Origin of the sequence: Bradyrhizobium sp. AZCC 1693, assembly GCF_036924745.1 — a bacterium.
GTDB lineage: Bacteria > Pseudomonadota > Alphaproteobacteria > Rhizobiales > Xanthobacteraceae > Bradyrhizobium.
In genome coordinates, this window is record NZ_JAZHSD010000001.1 from 2918301 (window position 1) to 2944829 (window position 26529).

At 61.4% G+C, this 26529-nt stretch carries 22 protein-coding genes; 11 read left to right on the top strand and 11 right to left on the bottom strand.

All coding sequences use genetic code 11. From position 1 onward, the window contains the following. Positions 1-45: 45 nt before the first annotated feature. Positions 46-354, bottom strand: coding sequence for a hypothetical protein (locus V1293_RS13940; protein WP_334510370.1), 309 nt, complete (start codon positions 352-354; stop codon positions 46-48). 298 nt (positions 355-652) lie between these two features. Here V1293_RS13940 and V1293_RS13945 point away from each other — a divergent pair, with 298 nt between their 5' ends. Next, a complete protein-coding gene (locus tag V1293_RS13945; protein WP_334510372.1) occupies positions 653-973 on the top strand; it encodes a DUF417 family protein in 321 nt (106 codons plus the stop codon). 34 nt (positions 974-1007) lie between these two features. Here the strand turns inward: V1293_RS13945 and V1293_RS13950 are convergent, their stop codons facing one another. Together V1293_RS13950 and V1293_RS13955 are read right to left on the bottom strand one after the other, a co-directional pair. After that, complete coding sequence (locus V1293_RS13950) at positions 1008-6755, bottom strand: VCBS domain-containing protein (protein WP_334510375.1); 5748 nt, start codon at positions 6753-6755, stop codon at positions 1008-1010. Between the two features lie 48 nt (positions 6756-6803). After that, positions 6804-7250, bottom strand: a complete 447-nt coding sequence (locus tag V1293_RS13955; protein WP_334510377.1) for a hypothetical protein — start codon at positions 7248-7250, stop codon at positions 6804-6806. Between the two features lie 553 nt (positions 7251-7803). Here V1293_RS13955 and V1293_RS13960 point away from each other — a divergent pair. Further along, positions 7804-8151, top strand: coding sequence for a hypothetical protein (locus V1293_RS13960; protein WP_334510380.1), 348 nt, complete (start codon positions 7804-7806; stop codon positions 8149-8151). Between the two features lie 528 nt (positions 8152-8679). Beyond that, positions 8680-9429 carry a hypothetical protein gene (locus V1293_RS13965; RefSeq protein WP_334510383.1) on the top strand — a complete coding sequence of 250 codons (750 nt, stop codon included), beginning with the start codon at positions 8680-8682 and terminating at the stop codon, positions 9427-9429. 32 nt (positions 9430-9461) lie between these two features. On the opposite strand, the gene V1293_RS13970 is transcribed toward V1293_RS13965, so the two are convergent. Then, positions 9462-10613: an OpgC domain-containing protein gene (locus V1293_RS13970; protein WP_334510385.1), complete on the bottom strand. Its 1152-nt coding sequence runs from the start codon at positions 10611-10613 to the stop codon at positions 9462-9464. A 468-nt stretch (positions 10614-11081) separates the two neighbouring features. Between V1293_RS13970 and V1293_RS13975 the strand changes: the two genes are divergently transcribed. After that, entirely contained in the window at positions 11082-11288 is a 207-nt protein-coding gene (locus V1293_RS13975) for a hypothetical protein (RefSeq protein WP_334510387.1), read from the top strand. A gap of 321 nt (positions 11289-11609) precedes the next feature. Here V1293_RS13975 and V1293_RS13980 read toward each other — a convergent pair whose 3' ends face one another. From V1293_RS13980 to V1293_RS13995, 4 genes are all read right to left on the bottom strand, one after another. Next, entirely contained in the window at positions 11610-11906 is a 297-nt protein-coding gene (locus tag V1293_RS13980) for an HU family DNA-binding protein (RefSeq protein ID WP_334510389.1), read from the bottom strand. A gap of 1224 nt (positions 11907-13130) precedes the next feature. Then, positions 13131-13559, bottom strand: a complete 429-nt coding sequence (locus V1293_RS13985; protein ID WP_334510391.1) for an amidase family protein — start codon at positions 13557-13559, stop codon at positions 13131-13133. Positions 13560-13957: 398 nt separating this feature from the next. Further along, entirely contained in the window at positions 13958-14188 is a 231-nt protein-coding gene (locus V1293_RS13990; RefSeq protein WP_334510393.1) for a hypothetical protein, read from the bottom strand. Positions 14189-14223: 35 nt separating this feature from the next. Next, a complete protein-coding gene (locus V1293_RS13995) occupies positions 14224-15120 on the bottom strand; it encodes a LysR substrate-binding domain-containing protein (RefSeq protein WP_334510395.1) in 897 nt (298 codons plus the stop codon). A 94-nt stretch (positions 15121-15214) separates the two neighbouring features. Between V1293_RS13995 and V1293_RS14000 the strand changes: the two genes are divergently transcribed. The 5 genes from V1293_RS14000 (at position 15215) to V1293_RS14020 (ending at position 20504) form a co-directional block, all read left to right on the top strand. After that, positions 15215-15931: an HD domain-containing protein gene (locus tag V1293_RS14000; protein ID WP_334510397.1), complete on the top strand. Its 717-nt coding sequence runs from the start codon at positions 15215-15217 to the stop codon at positions 15929-15931. After that, positions 15897-16880 carry a Bug family tripartite tricarboxylate transporter substrate binding protein gene (locus tag V1293_RS14005; protein WP_334510399.1) on the top strand — a complete coding sequence of 328 codons (984 nt, stop codon included), beginning with the start codon at positions 15897-15899 and terminating at the stop codon, positions 16878-16880. Before V1293_RS14000 ends, V1293_RS14005 begins: the two co-directional genes overlap by 35 nt. Positions 16881-17035: 155 nt before the next feature. Next, positions 17036-18313 carry a lipase family protein gene (locus V1293_RS14010; protein WP_334510402.1) on the top strand — a complete coding sequence of 426 codons (1278 nt, stop codon included), beginning with the start codon at positions 17036-17038 and terminating at the stop codon, positions 18311-18313. A 22-nt stretch (positions 18314-18335) separates the two neighbouring features. Beyond that, positions 18336-19325, top strand: coding sequence for a Bug family tripartite tricarboxylate transporter substrate binding protein (locus tag V1293_RS14015; protein ID WP_334510404.1), 990 nt, complete (start codon positions 18336-18338; stop codon positions 19323-19325). A gap of 33 nt (positions 19326-19358) precedes the next feature. Beyond that, positions 19359-20504 (top strand): mandelate racemase/muconate lactonizing enzyme family protein, encoded by a 1146-nt coding sequence (locus V1293_RS14020; RefSeq protein ID WP_334510407.1) that lies wholly within the window; start codon positions 19359-19361, stop codon positions 20502-20504. Positions 20505-20720: 216 nt separating this feature from the next. Here V1293_RS14020 and V1293_RS14025 read toward each other — a convergent pair whose 3' ends face one another. Both V1293_RS14025 and grxD read right to left on the bottom strand, forming a co-directional pair. Further along, positions 20721-21944: an ABC transporter substrate-binding protein gene (locus V1293_RS14025; RefSeq protein ID WP_334510410.1), complete on the bottom strand. Its 1224-nt coding sequence runs from the start codon at positions 21942-21944 to the stop codon at positions 20721-20723. Between the two features lie 638 nt (positions 21945-22582). Then, positions 22583-22903, bottom strand: coding sequence for a Grx4 family monothiol glutaredoxin (gene grxD / locus V1293_RS14030; RefSeq protein WP_334510412.1), 321 nt, complete (start codon positions 22901-22903; stop codon positions 22583-22585). 428 nt (positions 22904-23331) lie between these two features. On the opposite strand from grxD, the gene V1293_RS14035 reads away from it, so the two are divergent. Continuing rightward, positions 23332-24528 (top strand): acetyl-CoA C-acyltransferase, encoded by a 1197-nt coding sequence (locus V1293_RS14035; RefSeq protein WP_334510414.1) that lies wholly within the window; start codon positions 23332-23334, stop codon positions 24526-24528. Positions 24529-24619: 91 nt separating this feature from the next. Next, positions 24620-25846, top strand: coding sequence for a multidrug effflux MFS transporter (locus V1293_RS14040; protein ID WP_334510417.1), 1227 nt, complete (start codon positions 24620-24622; stop codon positions 25844-25846). 14 nt (positions 25847-25860) lie between these two features. On the opposite strand, the gene V1293_RS14045 is transcribed toward V1293_RS14040, so the two are convergent. Continuing rightward, positions 25861-26355 carry a winged helix-turn-helix transcriptional regulator gene (locus tag V1293_RS14045; RefSeq protein WP_334510419.1) on the bottom strand — a complete coding sequence of 165 codons (495 nt, stop codon included), beginning with the start codon at positions 26353-26355 and terminating at the stop codon, positions 25861-25863. Positions 26356-26529 lie beyond the last annotated feature (174 nt).

Here is a 26529-nt window from a genome sequence, read left to right on the forward strand (position 1 = left end):
AGGGGGGCACGTTGGATTGCCCCCCTCTGGGGTCAAATGGCCGTATCAAACTGCCGCAGCGAAAGTGGCGGTGATAGCGGCGATCCCGGCAGTCAGCGACTGCCCGATCGCACCACCAGCTCCAATACCGAACACAGCCGATACTGCGCCAATGATACAAACCGCGACGATAATGTACTCGAACGACACTACGCCATCCTGGTCAGTTCGCAGACGCTTCAACGCTTCCGTAGTCTTGATGTAGTATTTCAACATAAGAAAAACCCCTTCCTTCAGGATGAATTTTGCACAACGCGTTGGCGAAAAGCCGTTGCCAACTTTTCCGATCTTAGTATCAAGCCAAAATGCTGTCATTGCTCATGGCAGGGATCGTCCGTATATGTACGGAGCGATGCGCCGGAAATTCCGGGTTACCTCCGGAGGTATGAGCCAGCACTACGCTCACCACGTTGGCGGGAGATCGAGTCGGCCGCCGCGCCCTGAATGTCGATGCGCGATGCCGCCGTTTTGCTAGCGTGTGCACTGGCGCACGTAGTGGCCGTTCACCCGTATCCACTGGCAGGGGCTTGGTGGAGGCTCCTTGATGACGACGTAGCCGTGGTAGTCGATGTTGGTTGGTGCGGAAAGGCCGCGCCAGAACACGGCGTTCGCGTTGGAAGAGCTCAGAGTCATCGTTGCCGAGAAACAGGCCAGGGCGACACAGAGCAGAAAGAGTGTTCGCATCATCATCGGATCCCTGCTCCTCGCAGGCTCCTGGACAAGCGGCTCGGCGTTCTTGGCGCCCTGGGCTCGACCCGGCACCTTCATCGCGACGGTTACCGTCATTCCGTTCATGCCGGAAGGCTGGGACGTCGCCGCGGGAGGCTTCCCTGCGATGACGGACAACGTGCCCTTCCTGATGAAGGACGTCGTTCTCCTCGCGGTCTCGCTTTATTTCCTGAGGCAGGACGCAGTTCGCCTGACGCGGCAATAAGATGGCACTCTGCTGCCTGCTCGCCTCAAGGCGATCAGATGATGTGGAAGTCCGTGGCATTCACCGTGCCGCTCACCCCCGTAAGATCAATTTTGGCAATCAGGACTTTGTTACCGGAGCCGTTGCCGTCGGCGTCGTAGTAGAGATTGCCATTGTTGGTATCGTACAGAACGAAATCGTTCCCATCCGCAGCGTTGCCACCAGCGCTTGCGCTAAAGTTGGCTGCATCCAGGACGCCCGTGGTAGACAGAGCGGTGAAGATTGAGTTCTCTAGATATATCTCGTCCGCTGAGTTGGCGCTGAAATCCTTGATCGTGTCCACATTGGTTGCTGCGTCGAGCGCAGTGTCAAAGACAAATGTGTCGTTGCCGCCTCCGCCGAACAACGTGTCATTGCCGGCGCCACCGTGGATTTGGTCATCGGCCTGTTGACCAAACACCGTATCGTTTCCGGAACCGGCAAGGATGATGTCACCATCGCCTCGCGCGAAGATTACATCGTCGCCGACGGCGGCGCTGCCGGAAATTGTGTCGCTCGCGTTCGTGCCCGTGATAACGCTGAAGGTCTCGGTGAAAGTGCTCGTCCCCTGGGTCACTTGCACGGACAGTTCATACACGCGATTGTCGTCCAGGTTGCTGGCGCTGATGACACCTGTCGAACTCACTGTAAGGTCCCCAGCAAAGCCACTAGCCGGTCCGCCTGCAAGAGTCGTTGCGCTGAGACTTGTGGCGGCAAACGAATATGGCTGGGCGCCGCCATCCGGGTCGACGACCGAAATTTGCCCGAAGGCGCCGTTCGGCAACGAATTTCCTGTCGCACCTGTGTATGTAAAGATCAGGTCGCTGGCCGCATCATTAACACCGTTAATGGTCACCGTCGCGGTGGCGGTATTGGTGGCGCCGTGGGCATCAGTTATCGTGTAGGTGAAGGTGTCGGTCGTGCTCTGACCCACCGCCAGCGCATCCAACACATTGCCGTCCGCCGTGTAGGTTATGACGTCATCGCTGAAGTCGAACGGCGTACCGTTGTCGCTGAGAACAACCGAGCCCTTGGCGCCCTGCGTCACGGCGGTGATCTTTAGGGTCGTGGTCTCGCCGCTGTCCGGATCCGTGTCGTTCGACAGCAGGAGGGACCGCAGGTTAGCCGTGGTGGCATCTTCGTTCACCGATATGCTGTCATTGACCGCAACCGGGGTATCGTTGGTGCCGGTGATGGTGATCACCAGATTGGCCGGCGCCGAGGCGGCACCGTTCTCGTCGGTGGCGGTGAAGGGCACGGTGAGCACCAGCGGCTCGCCGGCGTTGAGCGCATCGTAGCTCGACGCATCGAAGCTGTAGCTGCCGTCCGAAAGGAAGGTCAGCCCGGCCGGCGCCGGACCGACCAAGGCATAGGTCAAGGTCGCGGTCTCGCCGCTGTCGGCGTCGGTCGCCGAGACATTGCCGGCAATGCTGGCGTCCTCGGCGACGGCGGCGACCGCCGCGCTGGCGACCGGGATGTCGTTGGTGCCGGTGATGGTGATCACCAGATTGGCCGGCGCCGAGGCGGCACCGTTCTCGTCGGTGGCGGTGAAGGGCACGGTCAGCACCAGCGGCTCGCCGGCGTTGAGCGCATCGTAGCTCGACGCATCGAAGCTGTAGCTGCCGTCCGAAAGGAAGGTCAGGCCGGCCGGCGCCGGACCGACCAGCGCATAGGTCAGGGTCGCGGTCTCGCCGCTGTCGGCGTCGGTCGCCGAGACATTGCCGGCAATGCTGGCGTCCTCGGCGACGGCGGCGACCGCGGCGGTGGCGACCGGAACGTCGTTGGTGCCGGTGACGGTGATCACCAGATTGGCCGGCGCCGAGGCGGCACCGTTCTCGTCGGTGGCGGTGAAGGGCACCGTGAGCACCAGCGGCTCGCCGGCGTTGAGCGCATCATAGCTCGAGGCGTCGAAGCTGTAGCTGCCGTCCGAAAGGAAGGTCAGCCCGGCCGGCGCCGGACCGACCAGCGCATAGGTCAAGGTTGCGGTCTCGCCGCTGTCGGCGTCGGTCGCCGAGACATTGCCGGCAATGCTGGCGTCCTCGGCGACCGCGGCGACCGCCGCGGTGGCCACCGGAACGTCGTTGGTGCCGGTGACGGTGATCACCAGATTGGCCGCCGCCGAGGCGGCACCGTTCGCGTCGGTGGCGGTGAAGGGCACGGTCAGCACCAGCGGCTCGCCGGCGTTGAGCGCATCGTAGCTCGACGCATCGAAGCTGTAGCTGCCGTCCGAAAGGAAGGTCAGCCCGGCCGGCGCCGGACCGACCAGCGCATAGGTCAGGGTCGCGGTCTCGCCGCTGTCGGCGTCGGTCGCCGAGACATTGCCGGCAATGCTGGCGTCCTCGGCGACGGCGGCGACCGCCGCGCTGGCCACCGGAACGTCGTTGGTGCCGGTGATGGTGATCACCAGATTGGCCGGCGCCGAGGCGGCACCGTTCGCGTCGGTGGCGGTGAAGGGCACGGTGAGCACCAGCGGCTCGCCGGCGTTGAGCGCATCGTAGCTCGACGCATCGAAGCTGTAGCTGCCGTCCGAAAGGAAGGTCAGCCCGGCCGGCGCCGGACCGACCAGCGCATAGGTCAAGGTCGCGGTCTCGCCGCTGTCGGCGTCGGTCGCCGAGACATTGCCGGCAATGCTGGCGTCCTCGGCGACGGCGGCAACCGCCGCGGTGGCGACCGGAACGTCGTTGGTGCCGGTGATGGTGATCACCAGATTGGCCGGCGCCGAGGCGGCACCGTTCGCGTCGGTGGCGGTGAAGGGCACGGTGAGCACCAGCGGCTCGCCGGCGTTGAGCGCATCGTAGCTCGACGCATCGAAGCTGTAGCTGCCGTCCGAAAGGAAGGTCAGCCCGGCCGGCGCCGGACCGACCAAGGCATAGGTCAAGGTCGCGGTCTCGCCGCTGTCGGCGTCGGTCGCCGAGACATTGCCGGCAATGCTGGCGTCCTCGGCGACGGCGGCGACCGCCGCGGTGGCCACCGGAACGTCGTTGGTGCCGGTGACGGTGATCACCAGATTGGCCGCCGCCGAGGCGGCACCGTTCGCGTCGGTGGCGGTGAAGGGCACGGTCAGCACCAGCGGCTCGCCGGCGTTGAGCGCATCGTAGCTCGACGCATCGAAGCTGTAGCTGCCGTCCGAAAGGAAGGTCAGCCCGGCCGGCGCCGGACCGACCAGCGCATAGGTCAGGGTCGCGGTCTCGCCGCTGTCGGCGTCGGTCGCCGAGACATTGCCGGCAATGCTGGCGTCCTCGGCGACGGCGGCGACCGCCGCGGTGGCCACCGGGACGTCGTTGGTGCCGGTGACGGTGATCACCAGGTTGGCCGCCGCCGAGGCGGCACCGTTCTCGTCGGTGGCGGTAAAGGGCACGGTGAGCACCAGCGGCTCGCCGGCGTTGAGCGCATCGTAGCTCGCGGCATCGAAGCTGTAGCTGCCGTCCGAAAGGAAGGTCAGCCCGGCCGGCGCCGGACCGACCAGCGCATAGGTCAAGGTCGCGGTCTCGCCGCTGTCGGCGTCGGTCGCCGAGACATTGCCGGCAATGCTGGCGTCCTCGGCGACGGCGGCGACCGCCGCGCTGGCGACCGGAACGTCGTTGGTGCCGGTGACGGTGATCACCAGATTGGCCGGCGCCGAGGCGGCACCGTTCTCGTCGGTGGCGGTAAAGGGCACGGTCAGCACCAGCGGCTCGCCGGCGTTGAGCGCATCGTAGCTCGACGCATCGAAGCTGTAGCTGCCGTCCGAAAGGAAGGTCAGCCCGGCCGGCGCCGGACCGACCAGCGCATAGGTCAAGGTCGCGGTCTCGCCGCTGTCGGCGTCGGTCGCCGAGACATTGCCGGCAATGCTGGCGTCCTCGGCGACGGCGGCGACCGCCGCGGTGGCCACCGGGACGTCGTTGGTGCCGGTGACGGTGATCACCAGGTTGGCCGCCGCCGAGGCGGCACCGTTCTCGTCGGTCGCGGTGAAGGGCACGGTCAGCACCAGCGGCTCGCCGGCGTTGAGCGCATCGTAGCTCGACGCATCGAAGCTGTAGCTGCCGTCCGAAAGGAAGGTCAGCCCGGCCGGCGCCGGACCGACCAGCGCATAGGTCAAGGTCGCGGTCTCGCCGCTGTCGGCGTCGGTGGCCGAGACATTGCCGGCAATGCTGGCGTCCTCGGCGACCGCGGCAACCGCCGCGGTGGCCACCGGAACGTCGTTGGTGCCGGTGACGGTGATCACCAGGTTGGCCGCCGCCGAGGCGGCACCGTTCGCGTCGGTCGCGGTGAAGGGCACGGTCAGCACCAGCGGCTCGCCGGCGTTGAGCGCATCGTAGCTCGAGGCATCGAAGCTGTAGCTGCCGTCCGAAAGGAAGGTCAGCCCGGCCGGCGCCGGACCGACCAGCGCATAGGTCAAGGTCGCGGTCTCGCCGCTGTCGGCGTCGGTCGCCGAGACATTGCCGGCAATGCTGGCGTCCTCGGCGACCGCGGCGACCGCCGCGGTGGCCACCGGAATATCGTTGGTGCCGGTGATGGTGATCACCAGGTTGGCCGGCGCCGAGGCGGCACCGTTCGCGTCGGTGGCGGTGAAGGGCACGGTCAGCACCAGCGGCTCGCCGGCGTTGAGCGCATCATAGCTCGACGCATCGAAGCTGTAGCTGCCGTCCGAAAGGAAGGTCAGCCCGGCCGGCGCCGGACCGACCAGCGCATAGGTCAAGGTCGCGGTCTCGCCGCTGTCGGCGTCGGTCGCCGCGACATTGCCGGCAATGCTGGCGTCCTCGGCGACCGCGGCGACCGCCGCGGTGGCCACCGGGGTGTCGTTGGTGCCGGTGATGGTGATCGACACCAAAGCAGGACTGCTGGCAGCAATGCCGTCGGTCGTCACATATTGGAAGCTATCTTCGCCGGTTTGGCCACTGGCGAGACCGTTGAACACCCCGCTCTGCACATAGCTGAAAGTGCCGGTCTCAGTATCGAGCGTCGCCGTTCCACCCGCCGTGGTGGTAAACTTGATCGAGCCATTCACGACTCCATCCAGATCACCCGCTCCGCCGTCGGTGATCGTGGTCGTAGCTACTTTGACCGCGGCAACGTCCAGATCTCCCCCATCGAAATCCGTGTCGTTGCCAAGCACGCTTGCCGCAAAGAATGGAACGTCCTCGGCCGCAGTATGGGTATCTTCGTTTGCGATCGCCGCATGGTTCGTAGTCAAGTCAACATTAACCGGCGCGATCTTCTCGATCGCACTAACCTTCAGATTGATACTCTTGAACGCATAGATCGTCTGATCCGCTTGCCCGGTCAGATTATTTTTGTGAGCCGGATACCAGACGTTATTGAAGTAATTGATTTCGTCGTTGAGCGCCTGCATAAATGCGGCGTCATTGTTTTGTTGAACGCTGACAGAAATTTTAAGGGTGTCGATCTCGGCGGTTCCGCTCGCCACTGTACCATTGCCACCGTCGTAAATGTCGTATCCCTTAAATGTGGTTCCGCTCTGCAACACCCCGTTGTCATAGAGAGAGCCGCCTGTGAGAGTACCGGGCAGCGCACCTGACCCTGCAACGTATGTGCTGCCGAGCTTGTACTCATTCTCGTATGCTTTGAAGCTAAGCGTATCTGTTCCCGAGCCGCCGAGAAGGGTGTCAAATCCGCTTCCCCCATCGAGCGCATCGCTCCCGGAGCCGCCGTTAAGCCGATCATCCCCCGCGTCTCCGGAGAGATTGTCGTCGCCTGACCCGCCGACGTAGTTGTCGTTGCCACTGGTGCCTGTGAGGGTGGTGGTGCCGCTGGCGCTTGCCATTTTACGCTCCAATTTCGTGAAAAATCCTGTTCGTGAAAATTCGCGCGCCTAGCGCGTGGTTGGGCTCGACAATGAAGTGGATGTCGCGATTGCGGTCTGGAATTCTGGAATGACAACTGGATGAAAAGACAGCGGGTTGATGGTGCGGGTCGCGCCCGACCGATTGTCGGTCGAGTTGAAGTGCGTTACCGACTCGTATTGCGCACCTGTGACTGTGACTGTGACTGTGGCTGTCCGGCTCAGGGTCAGCACATCGGCGTCGGCATTTGAACCGTTGGACGAAGACCAAACGGCCGAGATTCGTCGCAACGCGTCGTTGGATCTAAAACAGGTCGGGTTCGCTTGCCGTTCGTGGTTGACGTTTGCAGCCCACCAACGCCTTCCAAACTCCGTTCGCCAACCCGAAAAATCCGCCCGCGAACGAACAATCACAATAGCCAGCGCACGCGTGCTGCCGTCGGCCTTCCTTCGGCCCAATGTGATAAGCCCCGACATTTCCCTGCCCGTTCTTGGCGGCCGACAGCGACCGCGCCGATCATCGTTCGTTGTCCGTGGGATTTGGAGTTTCAGCGAGTGAACATCACGAGTGAAAATCACGCAGCGCTGGCAATGAGCTTTTTTCCAATCCTCTTAGGTAGGTCCCATTATCGTTGAAAATCTCGTCAACGCGCCAACGCAGACGGAGTAACCACGAATATCTACCTTTGTGCCGGCATTCCCGGGATTTTACGGGCCTTCACAGCAGCAATTTGACAACCCTGCGCAACTTATGGCGCGGAACGTCCGCAATGCTTCCGGCGTTCATTCCGTTCAGTGCAGTCGCGACCGAGCGGATACGGACTGTGTCTCATCACGATGCCTCATAACCGCTCATTCCACTGGACCCGCGCGAAATTCTACGGGTCCCCTTTCGGCCTATGGGACCCTATTGAAAGCGGTTGCCTTCGGACTTTCGAGTTCCTTCTTAAAGCTGCCACCGCTGCCCAGCTCACAGCAGCAGGGTGCGAAGGGGAACGATGTTCACGACCGGAGAACCACGGAGGTTCTCATGGCACGATTGGCATCGCCTTTGCTGTTGGGAGAATGCGCCGTTAGAGCGCCCCAAAACAAACCAGCGCAGAGGCTACCAATGGTAAACCCATCTCTGAATGAGACGCTCCGGGGAACCGCAGCGACGAACTGGCTTCAAATCGCGACACTGATCGAGACCCTATTACGCTCGGTCGAGCTCCTCACCGTCGAGATCGAATACGAGGAGGTCCGGGTGGGCGTTCGCGACTTGTCGGACCCTACCTATTCGGTGTTGGCGCGCCGCCTAAGGGCACGCAAGGACAACATTAGAGCCACTATCGTTTCGCTGGAAATGCTGGATCAAGAAGCACCCAAGGCGGCCTAACGCGGCAAGGGAAGGCAACGTGGCTCGGCCACCCTTGGCAGCGCCGTTCGATCGCATCACGCGAGTGTCTGCTTTGTGCCGCAAAGCAGAGGAAGGTCGTGGTAGGCAAATCGAAGGCGCGCTCACCGCGCTCGCATTCGAGAGTGGGGCCGCCAGTCGCTCCGTTCCGGCCTTGGCTGCAGCTCGCGGATGCGCACGTCAGCCTCTTCGCTGAAAAGCAACGATCTCTCGCTCGTCGGGCACGCCCGCCTTCTTGCTCAGCCTCTTTGGCTCGCTGAGCTGCTCTTTTGATCAGTCTATCTATCGGCATGCTCAGCATCATCTTCCGATACTCGACGTCCGGAGAGTTTGTCCGGCACAGGCCCGATGATGATCGGAGCGCGGTATTGGATTTCCTTTGTCGTGCAACATTCAGGCCGGGATCTCGCTTCCGGGCCAGAATGAATCCACCGCGTTGCCTGATTTGAGCCGCATTGTGACCCAGGTCGCGGCCAAAGGTCGTGCCTGGGGCGCAACACCGGGGTTTCCATGTCCGGTCATTTGCGATTTCGCATCGCCGCTTTTGTCCTTCTCGCAGGTCTCTCGACTTCGCCTGCGTTTTCGAATCCTTTTGCCGACTTCTTCAATGCCGCTCCCCGGCAAGCCACTGCGCCCGCTTCCGCGGAAGAGGAGTGCTTGCCGCGGCCCGGCAATTCGACGGCGGCCGGCCAGCACTGGGTCTATCGTTTGGAAGGCCACCGCAAATGCTGGTTCCAGGCCGCTGAGGAGACCGCGGTGAAGAAACAGGTTCGTCATCGCGCCGCGAAGCCACGTGTCGTCGCTCCCGAGGAGAACGAGGCCGCGCGGCGCAAGCGGAAGGCGGTCGTGGATGCGCGTGCGGAGCTGCTGCGCTCCGCACCGGCGGAAACGTCCAAGCCGATGCGGCCCGCGCCCGAGCTCAAGGTGGTTGATGCCGCTTCCGTCCTAACTACGGGGGCCGCAGCCTTTGTGCCGCCGGCAGCCATCGAAAACCTCGCGACCGATCAGCTCACGCCCGGCCAACCCACGCCGCGCCAGGTCGACGTGGAGACGCTTCTGGCGATTGCACCGGCCGCCAGCGACGCGGTTGCCGCCTCCGTGCCTCCGGTCGCGCCGGTCGCCATTCCCATCGCCGAGGCGGCCGATGACGGGCGGGGCTGGACGGCAACTTGGCTTGGCGTGCTGCTGATGGCGCTGGGGCTCGCCTCCCTCTTAGGCTCGAGCCGAACCGTTCGGGAGGCCGCGCTGTTGCGCGATTGATGCGAGGACGGAGCTGGCGGCCATCGCAGCCGTCACAATAATTCCGGCTGCCGCTTCGGTTTGATCCTGATCAAATTCAGCAGCGTTGCGGCCGCGACCATCACCAGGATACCAGCGATGCTGAGCGCGATCTGCATCGCAAGCCCATCCGAGATGTTGACCAGCGCTATGTGGCTGGCAAGCGCCAGTAGAACACCGAGGCAGTAGATTGCCAGCGAGTTCTCGCCACAGCGGATCGCGCCGCGCATCACCGGCGTCGTCAGCCCTCGCCAATCGCGAGGCACGAGCCATACCGCCAAAATCGCAAGGGCAAAAAAATGCAGCAGTCGCAAAGGATCGAGATTCGATTTGTCCAGCGGATAGGTCAGCTTTGCCAGCGCCTGCGGGACCAGCGCTTCCAGTGGTTTGATGCTGCAACTCAATGCGATGATCAGGCTGAAGACCAGATAGAGAACGGCAAGCACGAGCACCGTGCGCGAGGTCAGCCACGGCCAGAATCTCCTGCCCTCCGTGGTCCACCATGCGCCGAGCACAACCAGCAACTGCCAGGCCAGCGGATTGAAGAACCAGTGATTGCTCGGCCATGCCGGGACAGTCCAGCCGAAGACGTGCACCAGCGCATAAAGCAACACCGAGGCGCCGAGCGCAAGGTTCGGCACTCGCAGCAGCAGCCACAGCAGCAGCCCGAACGAAAAGTGATAAACCACGAAGATCGGCAAGACGTCGGTGTTGACGGGACGGTATTGCAGGATCACCGCATGCGCGAGCGTCGCGCCGGGATGTTCCAACAGAATTCGCGTATTGCTCTCGTCGGCAAACCGACCGCCGCCTGCGAGGTAAACCATAATGGCGCAAGCGAGAGTGAGCAGCAGAAATGCGACATAGATGTCCCAGCTCCGCCACAGCGTACGGCTGATTACGCCGCTCCAGCCCTCGCACCAATGAGCCTTGCCGTAGGCCAGCGCGCAGGTCACACCCGAGACGAACATGAATACTTCCGCGGTATCGCAGAAGCCGTAGTTCCGCAGCGTCAGCCAGCTTCCGATGTTGTTAGGGACATGGTCAAGAAAGATGCACCATAGCGCGATACCGCGGCAGGCATCGATGCGCAGGTCGCGGCCAACGCCTTTCAGCTCCGGGGGCTCGCCCACCGATGGCTTCGGAGTGACGGTTCGATCATGCATCTGCTCGCCCGTCCCGTGTGTAGCCACGCCTTAAGAGGGACTGCATATGACCAGGAAGCATCACCGCCGCACGGCCGGATCGTGACAACGCCAGGGACGCCCATCCCCGATGGTTGTGACAAAATGCCTATCACGCGAGCGAACGTGTTCGTGGCGCGCTGAGCGTAAACGGTGATTACTCGCCAACCCTATTCCGGCTGGCGGACAGCTCATGTGATCTGTTTCGCATCAGCGTGATCAACTTCCTTTGAAAGCACTTGCCTTCATTCGCCGGTGGCATTCGCGCTCAATTTGATTTTGTGAACGTCGCCTACCCCGGCACCGTCCCAACCGTGCGAGCGCGCCGGCTGGGTGTGCGACGCGCACAAGACGGTGCACAAGAGAATGAGCGCCGGATCGCCGCCGCCACGCCACCAAATCGCCTAACGACTCAACCAAGCGTGTTGCAACGGGCCGCGGGCGATGCGCATGGGTGCAGCAATGATGCGCTTTGGGTCCCTAACGCCGGCCGGAATTGGGCTGATCATGGTCACGCTGTTTTCGGTCGGCGCGATCGTCGTTCGAGTCATGACTGTGTCCGAACACGGTGAAATCCGCGCGCGCACCACTTCTGAGAACGGTAACCGAGTCACCCCGGATATTGGTGTCGCAGACCTGAGGGGGTCGCTGCCGTGAGATAACTTGTTGGACGTCAACACGTGTCTGCCGTGCAATGAACGCGAGGAATGTTAGTTGATCGTCGCGTGCACGGTAGTTGCCGACGTGCCAGAAGCCTTCGGCCCCTGCCCCGTTGCTAAGCCTCAGGTCAGTCGAGCGGAAGCCCCGATGTTCACCCACCAAGTTTAGGGGGCACTCGGCCTTGTGGGATGAACTCCGCAGCGAGTACAAGATTCCGGGTACCCGTTGGGAGTTCGCGATCTGATCCGCCCAGATGAGGCATCGAGAATCGGCTATGGGGAAGCGCCCGTGCATTCACGGCGAGCTGCCAAAACTTCATCAAACAGCGTCTTTAGCAACCTTCAGCGGTGACGCCTTAACCGACTTGCTGGCCGGCTTGGCCGCGAACTCCATAGGCTCTTTCGTGAATGGGTTTACACCGCTGCGGGCTTCAGTAGCAGGTTTGTTCACGACCGACATCTTGACGAAGCCGGGAATGACGAATTCGCCGCACTGATTCAACTCCTTATAGCCTACAGTCGCCATGTGCTCGATGACAGCCCTTACATCTTCCTTCGAAATCTGCGTTCCCTCTGCAATCGCATCAATCAACTGGTTCTTGGTCATCTTGGCCATGATGGATTCCTCTGTGGGCGCTTAGAACAAAGCGCATGAGTCACACTGCATGCGCCACTCTGTCAAAAAACGCGGCGAGTCCGCGCAGATCGCTTTTCGTTCATGCCTATGGTCATGAAGTCACCGGGCTTAAAACCTATCGAGGCCCAAAACGCAAGCAGTAGCTCAGCACGAGTGCCGTACCGCTTCTCCCAGGCAACAGAGTAAGCGTACTCATCGTGGGCTTGCTTTGAGATCGGCAGGATGAACCAGCCATGGTCTTTGAGGCCTGTTCCCGCTTTTAACAAAGGACCTCTGGGTGGTGACGTTCCACAGCCAGGGTAGCCGATGTCGATGCCCGGACGAATGTCCGCTTATGATTTCATTGACGGGAGCAACCCTGTTCGCGCGATCGATGTGTTTGTCGATGCTCTCGATTTGGCTGAGATGAGCTTTGAGAGGGGAGCCGGCGGCGACTGGTCCGCCATCGTATCACCCCTCGTCCGTCTCCCTTCAGGAATTTCCATGTTGTGAGGTCACGACGACCAGTTCCCGGCCCCCGCCTTTCACGGGCATACCCTTATCGCGAGCGTCAAATACTTCGCATGGCCACGAAGCTCACGATGTCGTCGGGCGAGGCTGATGCAACCGTCCAGGGTCGACAACATCCGTTATCGCGCATCGGTGCGAGCCTCCGCGTGACCGTCACGCGGGATGTCCCGGTCCCCACCAACCGAACCGATGACGTCTCAGCCAGTCTTTGGCATGTGGTAGTTTATGAGCGCCTGAGATTGGAGACCCGCCTCTCCCATCGATGGGCCGATGACTGCGTCACTTGCACCGGCAACGAATAGGCGGCGAACGAAATAGCGACATCTCTCTTCAACGGGCAGCGGACTCGCGCCATTCCAAATAAAGCAACCAAGAAGGCGATTAGACGAGCAATATCAACTGGCTGGGGCGGGGGGGATCGAACCTCCGAATGGCGGAATCAAAATCAGTTTGATTATTCAATGATTCCAAGGCGCATTTGGAAAAACTGGACGAAATACGCTCCAGTAATTTCAATAGCTTGGTTGCTGTTTCCAAATGAAAACGGGACCCAGGGCTGCTTGAAGTGTGCTCTCGCGACCCAAGGCCGCATATGGTTGCATTTTTACTATGGCTGGCGGTGGTTGCTGACGCCACAGTTCAACACAATGCCGAGCTTGGCGGCCATCGTCCCCGTCGAAGCCAGGCTGCGATTCAGGGTTCGCGCGATCTTTCTGACGGGCGTATTGCTCGCAGGCGAGCGGTAGCAGGAGAGTCCTCGCTCCAGTCCTGGGCTGGATCGACAGCACGGCTGCCTCGCAGCGTCGGCCAGCCCCTGGCCAGGATGAGATCCTTCAGCGCAACCGGCACACCATCGACGGGGCCGAGCCGCTCGCCGCGCTGCCAACGCACTTCAGACTCGCGCGCCGATGCCAGCGCGGATTCGGCATCCAGCAATGCAAATGCATTGACATGCCGGTCAAGGCGCTCGATCCGCGCAAGCACAGCCTGCGTCGCCTCAACAGACGAGAGCGATTTTGTCCGATATCGCTCAATCAGATCCAAAGCGGAGAGATCGGCAATGTCATCCGGCCGCCCTGGTTGCGACGCTGAATTCCGCTGGAGTGCAGTTTGAGCAGACATGACAGGCCACCTCGTCGTAGCGGCAGATCACCTGCCTAACGTGTGATGGCTAAGCGTTCGCACATGCGTGCTGCAGCAATTAATTGCGGCGCAGCTACCCCTGTATCAAGAACGCAAAATCCGGCATGTCAGCCGGCGCAGCATCGGAATGAAAATCTGCAAAACCGAAATGTTGGAGCGGAGTTCGACTAGATGCCGATCGGGAATCATCGGTGCCCCAATTGCGGAAAGAGAGCCGACTCATTCACGAGACGAAGTTTGTGCAATCCGGTCGGCAGTCAGCGCAGATATCGGGCAAGGAACGGGCGGACCGCATCAAGCACGGGCCCCGGCTGCTCCTCGGGCTGGAGATGGCCGCCGCAAATGGCCCATCCTTCGACCTGTTTTGCCCAGGCTTCTCAGATGGTGAGCGGCGTTTCCTTGCCATCGAAACGTCCCTGCTCCCACAGCACCAGTATCGGGCAATCGAGCAGGCGTCCGGCGGCGCGGTCGGCCAGGTCGTGCTCGTGATCGAACGTCGCGCCGGCGCGGTAGTCTTGCATCATCGCATGCCGGACTTCGGGCCGGCGGAATGCCGCGTTATAGGCGGCCAGCGCTTCGCTGGACAGCGAGCCGGGATCCTTCGCCATCTTCGCTTCCGTCAACCAGATGAGATTCTCCTTCGTTACAAGCCGCTCTCGGCCGTAACCCTCTGCACGACGCCGGCAAACTCCTCCACCAGGCGAGAAGCCGGCCGTTTTGTGCCTTTCAGCAACCGTGCGACACTTTGCAGGCTCGGTGCGAATGGACGCGTGACGAGATCATTAGTTCGCGCACTGAGCAGGCCGAGGCCGTCCAGGATCGCGATGCCGGCACCGGCACGCACCAACTCGCAGGCGATATTCGATTGCGACGCCTCGACGGCGATGCGCAAGCGTAGATTGGCCTCGGCAAAGGCAATGACGATCGCGGCCCCGATCGACAAATGCGGGCCCGGACAGATCACTGGCTCGTGCGCAAGATCGGGCGCACTCAATACATCCTTAGCTGCAAGCCGGTGACCGACCGGCAGCACGCAGCCGAGCTTGGTCGTGCAGAGAATGGTGCTGTCAAGGGACGGATCCCCAAGCGGGCCGACAGTCAGGCCGAGATCAGCTCGCCCTTGGGCGACACGGGTGACGACCTCCGGCCCCGTCAACGTTTGAATGACAACGGAGACGTCCGGCCGTTCAGCACGAAAGCGCCGGACCGCTTGCGGCACAATGGTGTGACCGAACCCGGTCACGATCGCAACTGTCAGGAGCCCCGCCTGACCGTCGCGAAGCTCGACCGCCAACCGCTGGGTGTGCTCGATCGCCGCGAACACGTTCACGACTTCCGCGAAAAGCGTCTGCGCCTCGGTCGTCGGCTTCAGCCGTTTCTTCGCGCGCTCAAATAACCTGAAACCAAGACGTTCCTCCGCCTGTTGCAGCATACGGCTGACCGCCGGCTGGGAAATGTTCAAGGCAGCGGCCGCGTTCGTCACTGAGCCCGATTGCATCACACATCGGAACACGTTCATCTCCCGCACGCTGATCGCCATATATAACCTCAAAGCATGAACTATGACCAAATCGGCATTTGAAACTATGTAGTGGGCGCCGGCAATATCCCGGGGATCCGAATAGTGGCTGCCCATGCATTTCCTTGACCGACGCCGGCCCCGCCCGGTCACCGACGCGCTGCGCGCGACGGTGATCGAGGATCTCCCGGAACTCGCGCAGATCCGTAACGAAGAACTGCGCCGCAAGGCGATCGAGGCCTGGGCCTATGCACTGGCGGAAACGGATTTTCCGCGCATCACCGCCATTCCGGGAGAGGCGACGCCCGGCGTCTTCGCGCTGAAGCGCGGCAGCCAGGCTGTACATCTGCGCAGCGTGGCCCGGATCGCGATAGCGATCGCAGACGAGTTTACGCAGGAATTCCCCGAAGCCGCGGTCAATCGCGACATCGTGCTGGCAGGCGCGCTGCTGCACGATGTCGGCAAAGCCTGGGAGTTCGATCCCGCCAACCGCAAGCGATGGGAAGCGGATAAATCGCAGGCCGGCTCGCCCGCGCTGCGCCACCCGGTTTACGGCGCCCATGTCTGTATCGCAGTCGGGTTACCCGAGGAGATCGCGCACATCGCACTCGGCCATTCCTACGAGGGCGACCTGATGCAGCGCAGCCTCGAATGCCTGATCGTCCATCGCGCCGACCACATGTGGTGGTCGATTGCGGGCGGTTTCGGCCTGCTAAGGGCGGAAACGGCGGGCATGCTCGAAAGCCGAAAAATAACGCCGCGCACCTTGCGAACGGCGAAGAAGCGGGAGGGACAGGATGACAACGGCGAAAGGGCTGACGCGGCGAGCTAGCCTTGCTCTGCTCGGTGCGCTCGCTGCTCCGCGGCTGGCCCGCGCGCAGAGCGATTACCCCAACCGCATCATCAAACTGATCGTGCCATATGCGGCCGGTGGGAGCAGCGACGTCGTCGCGCGCTTCATCGCGGAACGCATGCGCGACAAGCTGGGGCAGTCGATCGTCATCGAGAACCGGCCGGGCGCGGGCGCGATTATTGGATCGCAATTCGTCGCAAAGTCGGTATCCGACGGTTACACGCTGCTTCTCGGCGGCGTATCCACCCACGCGGTGAATCCGCGTCTGCGCAAGCTCGCCCCCTATGACGGGATCAACGACTTCACTTCGCTGGGGCTGATCGGCACCGGACCTCTGGTGGTCTCGGTCAATGCTAGCGTGCCTGTCAACAACCTGCAGGAACTCATCGCCTACGGCAAGGCGAACCCAACCAAGCTCGCCTACGGTTCCGCGACGGGCGTCATTCTGCATCTCGCCGGCGAGTTGCTGAAGAACATAGCGGGCTTCGAGATGCTGCATGTTCCCTATAGCGGCAACGGACCGGCGCTGACCGATGTGCTCGGCGGAAGGCTGCAGGTGATGGTCGACGCTGTAAGCAATTCGGCGCCCTACATTGCCGATGGAAAATTGCGACCCTTGGTCGTCGCGTCGCGTCAGCGTACCCCGCTGCTGCCGGACGTGCCGAATTCGACCGAGGCAGGCTTGCCCAACTATCAGGTCGAGACATGGTTCGCGCTCTACGGACCGGCGGCCATGCCAGGCGAAATAGTCGGCAAGATCAACACCGCACTCAATGCCGTGCTGCAGGAGCCCGACGCGGTCGGCCAGTTCGCCAAGGTCGGGCTCGACCCGCGGGCTACGAGCCCGGCTCAAGCGGCTGCGCTGCTCAAGGCGGAATCGGACAAGTGGGGAGATGTCATCCGCCGGATCGGGCTGCAGGTGGAATAGGATCCTCGATTGACCGCCAATGCAGCTTTCGACTGCGGGTGAACATGCGTAGCTCGCCACGTGTGCAGGGCTTAGCTCCGTAGGGAGCAAAGTGAGGAGTCACAAACGAACGCAGCCTCACGAGGCTGCGCCAAAAAACCGGAGGAACGCAAGCAATGAAAGCACTCGCAAGAATGAGCGTCACGGCATTCGCTCTTTGCGCCTCGCCTCATCCGGGCGTGCTGTACGCCGCAGCGGAGTCACTACCTCAGGGGCCGATCGTTGGTGACCAGGATCTGTCGTCGTTCTACCGCTGGACCGGCGCTTTGCCCGACAAGCCGGGCCTCATGCTGCGCGAAGAAGGAATACAAGATCAGCCCGAGATCGTTGCGGCCGCGACCGCCAGAAGAATCCTCTACACTTCGACGGATGAAAGATGGCGGTCCGGCCTCATTCCGGTCAGCGGCACGCTCTATCTTCCGAAGCGAACCGCACCTCAAGGTGGATGGCCGCTTGTTGCCTGGGCGCACGGCACGCTCGGCGTATCCGACAGGTGCGCCCCATCCTGGAGCAGGCATCGGCCTCGCGACGGCGCGTACATCAACAATTGGCTGGAACAGGGCTTTGCCGTCGTTGCGACCGACTACCAGGGTCTCGGCGGCCCCGGCCCGCACCCCTATCTCAATTGGGAAGCAGAGGGGCGCTCGGTGCTCGATGCCGCAAGAGCGGCGCTCGACCATTCGAACGGACAGATCGCCAACGCCATCATCATCACAGGTCAGTCGCAAGGCTCCGGCGCCTCGCTCGGCGCAACACGTCTCGCGCCTTCCTACGCACCCGACCTCAATATCAAGGCATCGATCGCAACCGGCATCGTTTCCCGGTTTCCCGACGCGGCCAACAAGGCTTCAAGCGAACAGACTTTGGCGCGTTCATCTCCCCCGCAATACACCATTCTCATGATGATCGCCGGTGCACTCGGCGACGACGCAATAAAGCCGGACGACCTCGTTACTGAGATGGGGAAGCCGCTACTGCAAGCCGCCCGGGAGGGATGCACCGCAGAGCTTGGACAAATCGTTCGCAGCAACGGCCTGACCATGGCAAACAGCTTGAAAGATCCAGAGATCGCGGATCGTCTTAGCGCTGTCATGGAAATGAGTCCGGTTCGCATGCCGGTACCGGTCTTTCTCGCCACAGGCCTGGCCGACAAGCTGATCACACCGCAACGCCAATATGCCGCGGTTGCCGCACTCTGCGCGGCCGGGAGCAATGTGGTTTGGAAGACCTATGCTGGCGTGACCCACAACGGAACGGTCCATGCCGCCTACGCCGACGAACTTGTGTTCGTTCATGCCGCCCTGACCGGAAGCCCGATCCAGTCCAACTGCGATTCGATCTCCGACCCGGGACGGCCGGGAGAGCCCTCACCCGGTTTCAAATTCAACGATTGAAGGCCGGCCACGGAGAAGAACAATGCGCTCATTGACGCGAAGAACCATTATCGGCTCGGGACTGGCAACGGCGCTTTCTGTTTCGCCCTTGCTGCGGCGAGCCGAGGCGCAGACTTACCCGCAACGACCGGTCAAGATCATCGTTCCGTATGCTGCGGGAGGCGCCTCCGACATCATTGCGCGGCTGGTTGCACCGGAATTCGAACGTGCCCTGGGCCAGCCGTTCATTGTCGATAATCGCGGCGGCGGCGCGAGCATGGTTGGCACGCAGGCGATCGCGACCGCCTCTGCTCAAGGCGAAGCCATCGGCGTTGTCGATAGCGCGTTTGTCATCAATCCCGGCTTGTTTCGCACGAAGCTTCCCTACAACACCAAGAAGGACTTTGCGCCGATATCGCTCCTGGCAACCTCGCCTCTCGTTCTTGTCGTGCATCCTTCTGTGGCCGCCAATAGCCTGCAGGAATTTGTCGCGCTCGCCAAAGCGCAACCGGGCAAGATCAACTTCGCCTCGGCCGGGCTTGGCACCGCCATTCATCTGGCCGGAGAGCAACTGCGACAAGCAGCGGAGATCGATATTTTGCATGTGCCGTATCGCGGAGGCGGGCCGGCCATCACCGATCTGATCGGCGGCCAGGTACAAATGACGTTTGCCACCGTTGCAGCGATCGGACAGCAGGTACGTCAGGGTCTGGTTCGCGCCCTGGCCGTCACAGGAGGCGGCCGCGTCGCACAGTTGCCGGACGTCCCCACAATGGCCGAGGCCGGCTTGCCGGCCGTCGACGCCACGCCAATCTTCGGCATCGTCGGGCCGGCCGCGCTGCCGCCGCCAATCGTCGACAAGCTTGCAGAGGTTGCCGGCAAGGCCTTCAAGAGCGAGCCGCTCCGATCCAAAGTAGCGGAACTTGGGTTTGTTTCTGTTGGCAGTTCGCCGCCGGAGTTTGCGGCACGCATTGATGACGAAGTCGCAAAATGGGCCCGTATCGTCGAGAAGGGAAATATTCAGCCGGGCTGACCTCTGCCCCTCACGTTCACGCAGCGAGTGGTTATGAAAATTACCAAAATCCGTGGTTTCAATCTTAGCTTCCCGCTGGCCGAGCCCATGGGAAACGCACTCAACGTGTTCCGGAAGCGGGACGCGTTGCTTATCCAGATATGCACGGATGGCGGCCTCTCCGGCTGGGGCGAGGCAGGCAATTCCCCTCACGCCGCCGGCGCCTTTATCCGCGCCCGGTTGGCCGGACTCATCCTGGGCAAGTCGCCCGCCGAGTACGGCCGCCACTTTCAATCGATGTGCGCCTCCGTCGGGTATGATCGGCGCGGCGCGTCGATGATGGCGATATCGGCCATCGACATCGCCTTGCACGATCTTGCTGCGCAAATGCATGGAATCAGCGTGGCGGCGCTGATGGGCGGGGCGGTACGCAACGAGGTATTTGCTTACGCAAGCGGGCCGTTCGTGCGAATGCAGCCAGATCCCTACCGGGAATATCAGCGCGAGGTCGATCAGTATCTTTCCCTGAACTTCAAAGCCATCAAGCCCCGGGGCGGCGTTGAGCCGAGAGCCGATGGCATCATGGCAAACGCGCTTCGCAAGCAGGTGGGCCCTGACATCGGCATCATGGTCGACATCAACCAGGGCTATACCGCAGCAGCCGCCATCCGTTCCGCAAGGTTCATGGAAGATGCCGACCTGCTCTGGATCGAAGAGCCGGTTCAGCCGGAAGACATCCCGGGCTATCAATCCTTTGCGCGCGCCACCACGGTCGCCACCGCTGGCGGAGAAGCACTCGGAAGCGTGCGCGCCTTTCGTGATTTTCTTGCCGCAGGCACCTTTGATATCCTTCAACCCGACCTTTCGATATGCGGAGGCTACAGCGGCTTTCGCCAAGTTTGGGCGCTCTCGCAAGCCTATGACCTGCCCATCATGCCCCACGTGTTTGGCACGGCCGTAAACTTCCGCGCCTCGCTTCAAATGTCGGCTGTGCTTGAACCACGTCGCGGCGGAGCTTGCGCCGCGTATCCATTCGTGGAGTACGACATGATGGACAACCCGCTCCTGCGCCTTGCCGGCACACCATCAGTTAGCCGGCACGGCATGCTCGCGGTCCCGGAAGGTCCCGGCACGGGGCTGGACTTGCAGCCCGAACAGCTTGAGCCGTGGATCACTGACTCCTGGTCGGAGCATCTGTAGGGGTCTGGAATTTCATCTGCGGTCACCAGCCACGGCCCAAGGACATTTCCGGTATCAAAGTCTTTGCCCTTCGGGATGGCCCGCCCTGAAGGCGCATCTGACGTAACACTTGAACAAGAGCGTGCGAGTGCGGCGTTGAAGGGAGCGGGTCGAGGAGCCCGCAGAGGGAAGGCCTGTACGGTGCACAGGTCTTCGTTGTCTGAACAGGAGAGCGAGTCAGCTGCGTTCGGAGCTGAGGAGCGGCCCGAACAGTTCCCAGTTGCTACCCTGGAATCGCTGCATCTGAAGCTGTTTGATCAAGTTGTAGTCGGTCGGGCTGCTTTTGAGGCGGATGCCGGGAAGCAACTGTCCGACCTCGATATCGAGATTGGTCGCCTGCTTGAGCACGTTCTCGCGGGTGAGATTGTCGCCGCATTTTTTGAGCACTTCGACCATGGTCTTTCCGACGGCGTAGCCGTACACCGTGAAGCCGTCGCCTCTGTCGCCCTCAGGAAAATACTTGTCCATGAAGCCCGACCACTCGTTCATGCCGGGGTCGTTCTTCCACTGCGCATCGTTTGCGTCTTTGAGATAAACGGCACTCAACACCCCCTGAGCGTTTTCGAATCCGGCCGGCTTCATCACGCCGTTCACCGACGTTGAAACGTTGCTAACGATGTGAACGGGTTTCCATCCCACCTCGGCGACCTTCTTGATGCTCTGCGCCACAAATTTCGGTGTTGCGATCGTCAGCAGAACATCCGCATTCGCGGATTTGATCTGAACGATCTGGGAGTCCACCGTCGGCGCGGTCACTTCGAATGGAGCCTCCGATACGATCATCGAGGCCTTGGCCCCCAGACCGTCGCGCAAGCCGGTGAGGTAGTCTTTGCCGAAGTCATCGTTCTGATAAAGAATTCCGATCTTCGCGTTCGGATGGTTCTTCATGATGTATTGCGCGTAGATGCGGGCTTCGTTCTGGTAGTTGGGAATGAAAGCCATCGTCCAGGGAAAGTTCTGCGGATCCACCCACTTCGAAGCGCCCGTCGCGAGGAAGAGGTGCGGGATCTTCTTCGTGTTGGCGTACTTGTGGATTGCGGAGTTGCCCGGCGTTCCGAGTATGCCAAACAGCAGCAGCACTTCGTCGTTCTCGACGAGCTTGCGCGTCTGCTCGACGGTTTTCGGTGGACTGTAGCCGTCGTCGTAGCTGATGAAGTTGATCTTTCGGCCGTTGATGCCGCCCTGCTCGTTTACCATTTTGAAATAGGCGGAGAACGTCTTGCCGATCACGGAGTAGGCGGACGCCGGTCCGCTGTATGGCATGATGTTGCCGATTTTGATTTCAGTATCGCTCGCGCCAGCGTCATAAGCCTTCTGGGCGGTCGCGCCGGTCGCGGTCGCTGCGCCGAGCAGACCGGCGGCCAGTAACAAACCCGCAGTCTTCAAGATGCGATAGGCCATTGGTGACCCTCCCTAAGGGGCAGATGTCGATGTTCGCCCGGCCTTTTATTTGTGGCTCGTGACGACAGTCAGTTCCAATATGGTCACCGTGACCCGTGCGCTGCGCTAGATCAAAAAATCGAGATAGCGCTATTCACGGGTGATTAGCGGCACTGCCGTCTAGTCTTGTCTGCTGACTGGCTCTGAAGCCGGGTGGCATCAGGACGCATTCGCAACGTTCCGATTGCCGGGCGGGAGCGGCCGGCCGCAGCGAGCCATCTTCCGCTAGCCCGCACGATTTCTTTTTCAGTGCGAATTCGAGATTTGTAGGGATGGGCAAAAAAGTGCCGCGCGCGTGCGCGTTACAGCGCAAGCCAAAGGACGAGTTGTCCCACGACCGCACAAGGCAGCTCGAACGTCAACGCGAGGAGCTGTCCCCGTCTGATTTCATCGATGTTCGGGTCGGGAAGGATCTCGATAGCTAGCAACAGGGTTAGACCGCATTCCATGAGACCTCGATTCTGCTGTCCGGCGTGCCCGATTCATTTCGATAGGGGGAATCGCAATGCAGATCGATGTAATGATGCGAGCCCTGCATCACCCAAGATCGCCCTCGAAAGCGGCCTTGCATCGGCTTTCGATGTGGCCTCAGCGCGTGCTCAGGACTGCGCTGGCACCTTCTTGAGAACGGCCTGCAATTCCCCCGACTGGAACATCTCCGTTACGATGTCACAACCGCCAACGAACTCGCCTCGCACGTACAGCTGGGGGATTGTCGGCCAATCAGAGTAATCCTTGATCCCCTGCCGCAGTTCTTCGGACTCGTAGATGTTGTGCGATTTGAAGGTTACGCCGAGATGATCGAGTATTCGGACCACCTGCGCAGAGAATCCGCAGGCCGGTGCGGCTTGCGTGCCTTTCATAAACAGAACGATTTCGTTGGAGTTCACTTCGCTGCGGATGAAATCTGCAACACTCATGATCTTTCCCTCATCTGAATCGGCGAGAGCCTGACTTCCATCTACCATCCGACCGAGGCATATTAAAGTACAATTTTAGAACTTTGTTGTCGCACCAGGGTCGATTCCTGGAGCGAGAATCGACGTAGCCTCCTTGTCAGTCCGCGACTCTGCCGTTCAAAAAAAGAGGCCGGCTACCACTCAGCCGGCCTAAGGTCCAAGTCAGCGGCGCCGTCCCGCTTGCCTTGGGGGAGCACCTAGAATGCGCACCAAACGATCGATTTTATGGAAAGTCAATTCCAAAATGGAATTGACAAGATCACTTTTCTGCAGGGGCGGCAACTCGCAGACGCCCTCAACGGGCATGAAGCAGCCAATATTGCATTGCATTCCAGTTCATAGATGATTATCGTCATATAATAGCTTGCGACCGAGCAGGAGAACCAATCATGGCCGCTGCCCACGATCCCGTCGTCATCCTTTCCGCCGCCCGCACCCCGCTCGGCCGCTTCATGGGCGAGCTGTCGCCGCTTGCCGCTCACAAGCTCGGCTCGCACGTCATTGGCGCGGCGCTGGAACGTGCGAAGCTCGCGCCGGAGCGGATCGACGAGGTCTTCATGGGCAATGTGCTCCCCGCAGGCCAAGGCCAGGCTCCGGCGCGACAGGCCGCGCGCGGCGCCAAGCTCCCCGATGCCACCGGCGCCACCACTGTCAACAAGGTCTGCGGTTCCGGCATGAAGGCAACCATGCTGGCGCATGACATCATCCATGCCGGCTCGGCCGAGATCGTGCTGTCGGGCGGCATGGAGAGCATGAGCAACGCGCCCTATCTGCTGGCGAAGGCGCGCGCTGGCTATCGCGCCGGCCACGATCGGATCATCGACCACATGATGATGGATGGCCTCGAGGACGCCTATGAGACCGGCCGCTCGATGGGCGACTTCGGCGAGGCCACCGCGGAAGCCTACCAGTTCACCCGTGCCGACCAGGACAAATACGCGATGGAGACGCTGACCCGCGCGCGCAAGGCGGTGGAAGGCGGCGCCTTCAAGGCCGAGATCGCGCCGATCACGCTGGCCGAGAAGGCCGGCCCACGCGTCATCGCCAACGACGAGCATCCGCTGGAGGTCGATCCTGCGAAGATCCCCGGACTGAAGCCGGCGTTCCGCGCCAACGGCACCATCACGCCGGCCGCCTCCTCCGCGAATGCCGACGGCGCCGCCGCGCTGATCCTGGCAAGGCGCTCGCTCGTCGATCGCGAAGGACTTCCGGTCCTGGCCGAGATCAAGGGCCACGCCACCCACAGCCAGGAGCCGCAGTGGTTCACCACCGCACCGATCCCGGCGATCCGGAAACTGCTCGACAAGGTCGGCTGGAGCGTCGGCGATGTCGACCTGTTCGAGATCAACGAAGCATTTGCCGTCGTCGCGATGGCAGCGCAGAAGGATCTTGGCATTCCCAGGGACAAGCTCAACGTCAATGGCGGCGCTTGCGCGCTTGGCCATCCGATCGGCGCCACCGGCGCGCGCCTCATCGTGACGCTGCTGCACGCGATGGAGGCCAACAACCTCAAGCGCGGCATCGCATCGCTCTGCATCGGCGGCGGTGAGGCCACCGTGATCGCGGTCGAGCGTCTCGTCCGCTGACGGTAACGGCCGAGTGCAACATACTCGACATGCGACACGAACAGTGTTGCCCGTCCGTTTGGCCGTGCTCAGAAGATCGTACCCGAGCCTGATGAAAGTTCTCATGGCCGACCGGAGCAAGATGATCGAGACTGCACCGCAGCACTCGCCCGTCTCTGGCATTTTGCAAATCGGAGTCCTTGCCGGGCTGGCGGCGATGGGGACACTCGCGACCAACATTATGCTGCCGTCGCTGCCGCAGATGGCGATATCGTTCAAAGTCACAAGTGCGGCGGTTACGTCCGCCATCACAATCTTCCTTGCGGCGTTCGCATTGGGCCAGCTTCTGGTCGGGCCGATTTCGGATCGCTACGGCAGGCGCTGGCCAGTTTTAGCCGGATTTGCGGTGTTCTTCGCAGGCAGTATCTGGTGCGGCCTGGCAAACGATCTACCGAATCTTCTGATCGGCCGCGTCTTGCAAGCTTCCGGCGCGTGCGCGACCTCAGTACTGTCGCGTGCCATAGCCCGCGACATGTTCAGTGGCGCGGCGCTGGCGCGCGCGATGGCACTGATCATGATTGCGATGTCGGTGGCTCCTGGTTTCTCGCCGCTGCTTGGGGGCGTGCTTGATCACAGCTTCGGTTGGCGCTCCGAATTCGCCCTCGTCGCCGCCTTTGCCGTGGCTGGTGCCATCGCCTACGGCATCGTGCTTGGCGAGACGCACAATTCGGTCCGAACTCCACTCGATCCGTTGGCGATCATCCGAGCCTATCTCGGCCTTATCAGGGATCGCCGCTTCGCTGTCCCCACCGCAACGGTCAGCCTGACCATAGGCGCATTGTTCTCGACGTTTTCGGCCTCTCCGCACATATTCATCGAAGTACTTCAGTTCACCCCTATCCAGCTGGGTCTCTTTTTCGCCGGCACCGTCCTGATCGTGTTCGCGGCCGGCATGCTTGCGACGAAATTAGCATCACGCTACGGGCTCAAGCGCTCGATCCGTGCCGGTTTGTGGGTAACAGCCGCAGGCAGCGTGGGGATCCTGCTCGTCTCGCAGTTCAGCCCGACCATCTTGCCGTATCTCTGCGCGATGTGCGTGTTCGTCCTCGGCATGGGCATTGTCACTCCCCTCGGTACCGCGCAGGCGCTCTCTCCCTTCGGCGATAAAGCCGGCGCGGCCTCGGCTCTGCTCGGCTTTTGGCAGATGATGAACGCCGCGGCCGGGGTATGGCTGGCCGCCACCGTGTCGCTTGAAGCAATATTCGCGCTAGGCGTGGTGTTGACAATGTTTTCGCTGGCGGCTCTCGGCTTGTACACGCTGAAGCCGGGCCTCGATTAGCGCTACACCGAAAATCATCGTTGATCGAACGTGGCCACTCGCCATCTTACCAGTTCGTCGGCGCCCGGTCCGGCCTGTGGCCGTACGTCCCTTAGGCGCACCATTTCACCCGACTTGATATCGACAAGCGCGAGCTTCACCGGACGACCGCTGTTGCCGTTGATGAATTTGAGCGGCGGGCCGGCGTCGCCCGTAATCGCCCACTTGTCGCCGACTTGCGCTAGCGCCTGGAGCACCAAGATAATGTCACCGCCCTTTCGGGTCAGGAGATACTCGTAGCGATCGGGACGGGACTGATACCGCCGCCGCTCGATCAGTTCATTTTCTTCAAGATGCTTGAGGCGGTCGGACAAGGTGGCATGGGTAACATCAGTCGACTTTCTCAAATCCTCGTATTTGCTCAAACCCAGCGACAGGTCGCGCAAGATCAGAACTGCCCAGCGATCGCCGACCGCATCGAGCACCCCGGCGATCGAACAAGCCATTCCCTCAAAACTCTTCGAGCGCATCTGCGTGGACCTCCGAAATAACTCTTATTACCAGAGTAAACTCGCCTGGCCCGCTATCCAAGGCCAGACCGGGAATTTTCATGCAAGAATTCACTTGCCTTCCCGTCACTCTTATTATTAGAGTTAAAGAAACACAAGCGCCAACCATTTCCGACAGTTCATTACGAACTTAGC

Excerpts from the sequence above, each read along its gene's own strand:
- V1293_RS13975 (WP_334510387.1), top strand. The coding sequence starts at position 11,082 with ATGGGTGCAGCAATGATGCGCTTTGGGTCCCTAACGCCGGCCGGAATT.
- V1293_RS14015 (WP_334510404.1), top strand. The coding sequence starts at position 18,336 with ATGCGCTCATTGACGCGAAGAACCATTATCGGCTCGGGACTGGCAACG.
- V1293_RS13955 (WP_334510377.1), bottom strand. The coding sequence starts at position 7,250 with ATGTCGGGGCTTATCACATTGGGCCGAAGGAAGGCCGACGGCAGCACG.
- V1293_RS13995 (WP_334510395.1), bottom strand. The coding sequence starts at position 15,120 with ATGGCGATCAGCGTGCGGGAGATGAACGTGTTCCGATGTGTGATGCAA.
- V1293_RS13960 (WP_334510380.1), top strand. The coding sequence starts at position 7,804 with ATGGCACGATTGGCATCGCCTTTGCTGTTGGGAGAATGCGCCGTTAGA.
- V1293_RS13965 (WP_334510383.1), top strand. The coding sequence starts at position 8,680 with ATGTCCGGTCATTTGCGATTTCGCATCGCCGCTTTTGTCCTTCTCGCA.
- V1293_RS13990 (WP_334510393.1), bottom strand. The coding sequence starts at position 14,188 with ATGGCGAAGGATCCCGGCTCGCTGTCCAGCGAAGCGCTGGCCGCCTAT.
- V1293_RS14025 (WP_334510410.1), bottom strand. The coding sequence starts at position 21,944 with ATGGCCTATCGCATCTTGAAGACTGCGGGTTTGTTACTGGCCGCCGGT.
- V1293_RS14000 (WP_334510397.1), top strand. The coding sequence starts at position 15,215 with ATGCATTTCCTTGACCGACGCCGGCCCCGCCCGGTCACCGACGCGCTG.
- V1293_RS14005 (WP_334510399.1), top strand. The coding sequence starts at position 15,897 with ATGACAACGGCGAAAGGGCTGACGCGGCGAGCTAGCCTTGCTCTGCTC.
- V1293_RS13980 (WP_334510389.1), bottom strand. The coding sequence starts at position 11,906 with ATGGCCAAGATGACCAAGAACCAGTTGATTGATGCGATTGCAGAGGGA.
- V1293_RS14045 (WP_334510419.1), bottom strand. The coding sequence starts at position 26,355 with ATGCGCTCGAAGAGTTTTGAGGGAATGGCTTGTTCGATCGCCGGGGTG.
- V1293_RS13970 (WP_334510385.1), bottom strand. The coding sequence starts at position 10,613 with ATGCATGATCGAACCGTCACTCCGAAGCCATCGGTGGGCGAGCCCCCG.
- V1293_RS13985 (WP_334510391.1), bottom strand. The coding sequence starts at position 13,559 with ATGTCTGCTCAAACTGCACTCCAGCGGAATTCAGCGTCGCAACCAGGG.
- V1293_RS14035 (WP_334510414.1), top strand. The coding sequence starts at position 23,332 with ATGGCCGCTGCCCACGATCCCGTCGTCATCCTTTCCGCCGCCCGCACC.
- V1293_RS14020 (WP_334510407.1), top strand. The coding sequence starts at position 19,359 with ATGAAAATTACCAAAATCCGTGGTTTCAATCTTAGCTTCCCGCTGGCC.
- V1293_RS13950 (WP_334510375.1), bottom strand. The coding sequence starts at position 6,755 with ATGGCAAGCGCCAGCGGCACCACCACCCTCACAGGCACCAGTGGCAAC.
- grxD (WP_334510412.1), bottom strand. The coding sequence starts at position 22,903 with ATGAGTGTTGCAGATTTCATCCGCAGCGAAGTGAACTCCAACGAAATC.
- V1293_RS13940 (WP_334510370.1), bottom strand. The coding sequence starts at position 354 with ATGACAGCATTTTGGCTTGATACTAAGATCGGAAAAGTTGGCAACGGC.
- V1293_RS14010 (WP_334510402.1), top strand. The coding sequence starts at position 17,036 with ATGAAAGCACTCGCAAGAATGAGCGTCACGGCATTCGCTCTTTGCGCC.
- V1293_RS14040 (WP_334510417.1), top strand. The coding sequence starts at position 24,620 with ATGAAAGTTCTCATGGCCGACCGGAGCAAGATGATCGAGACTGCACCG.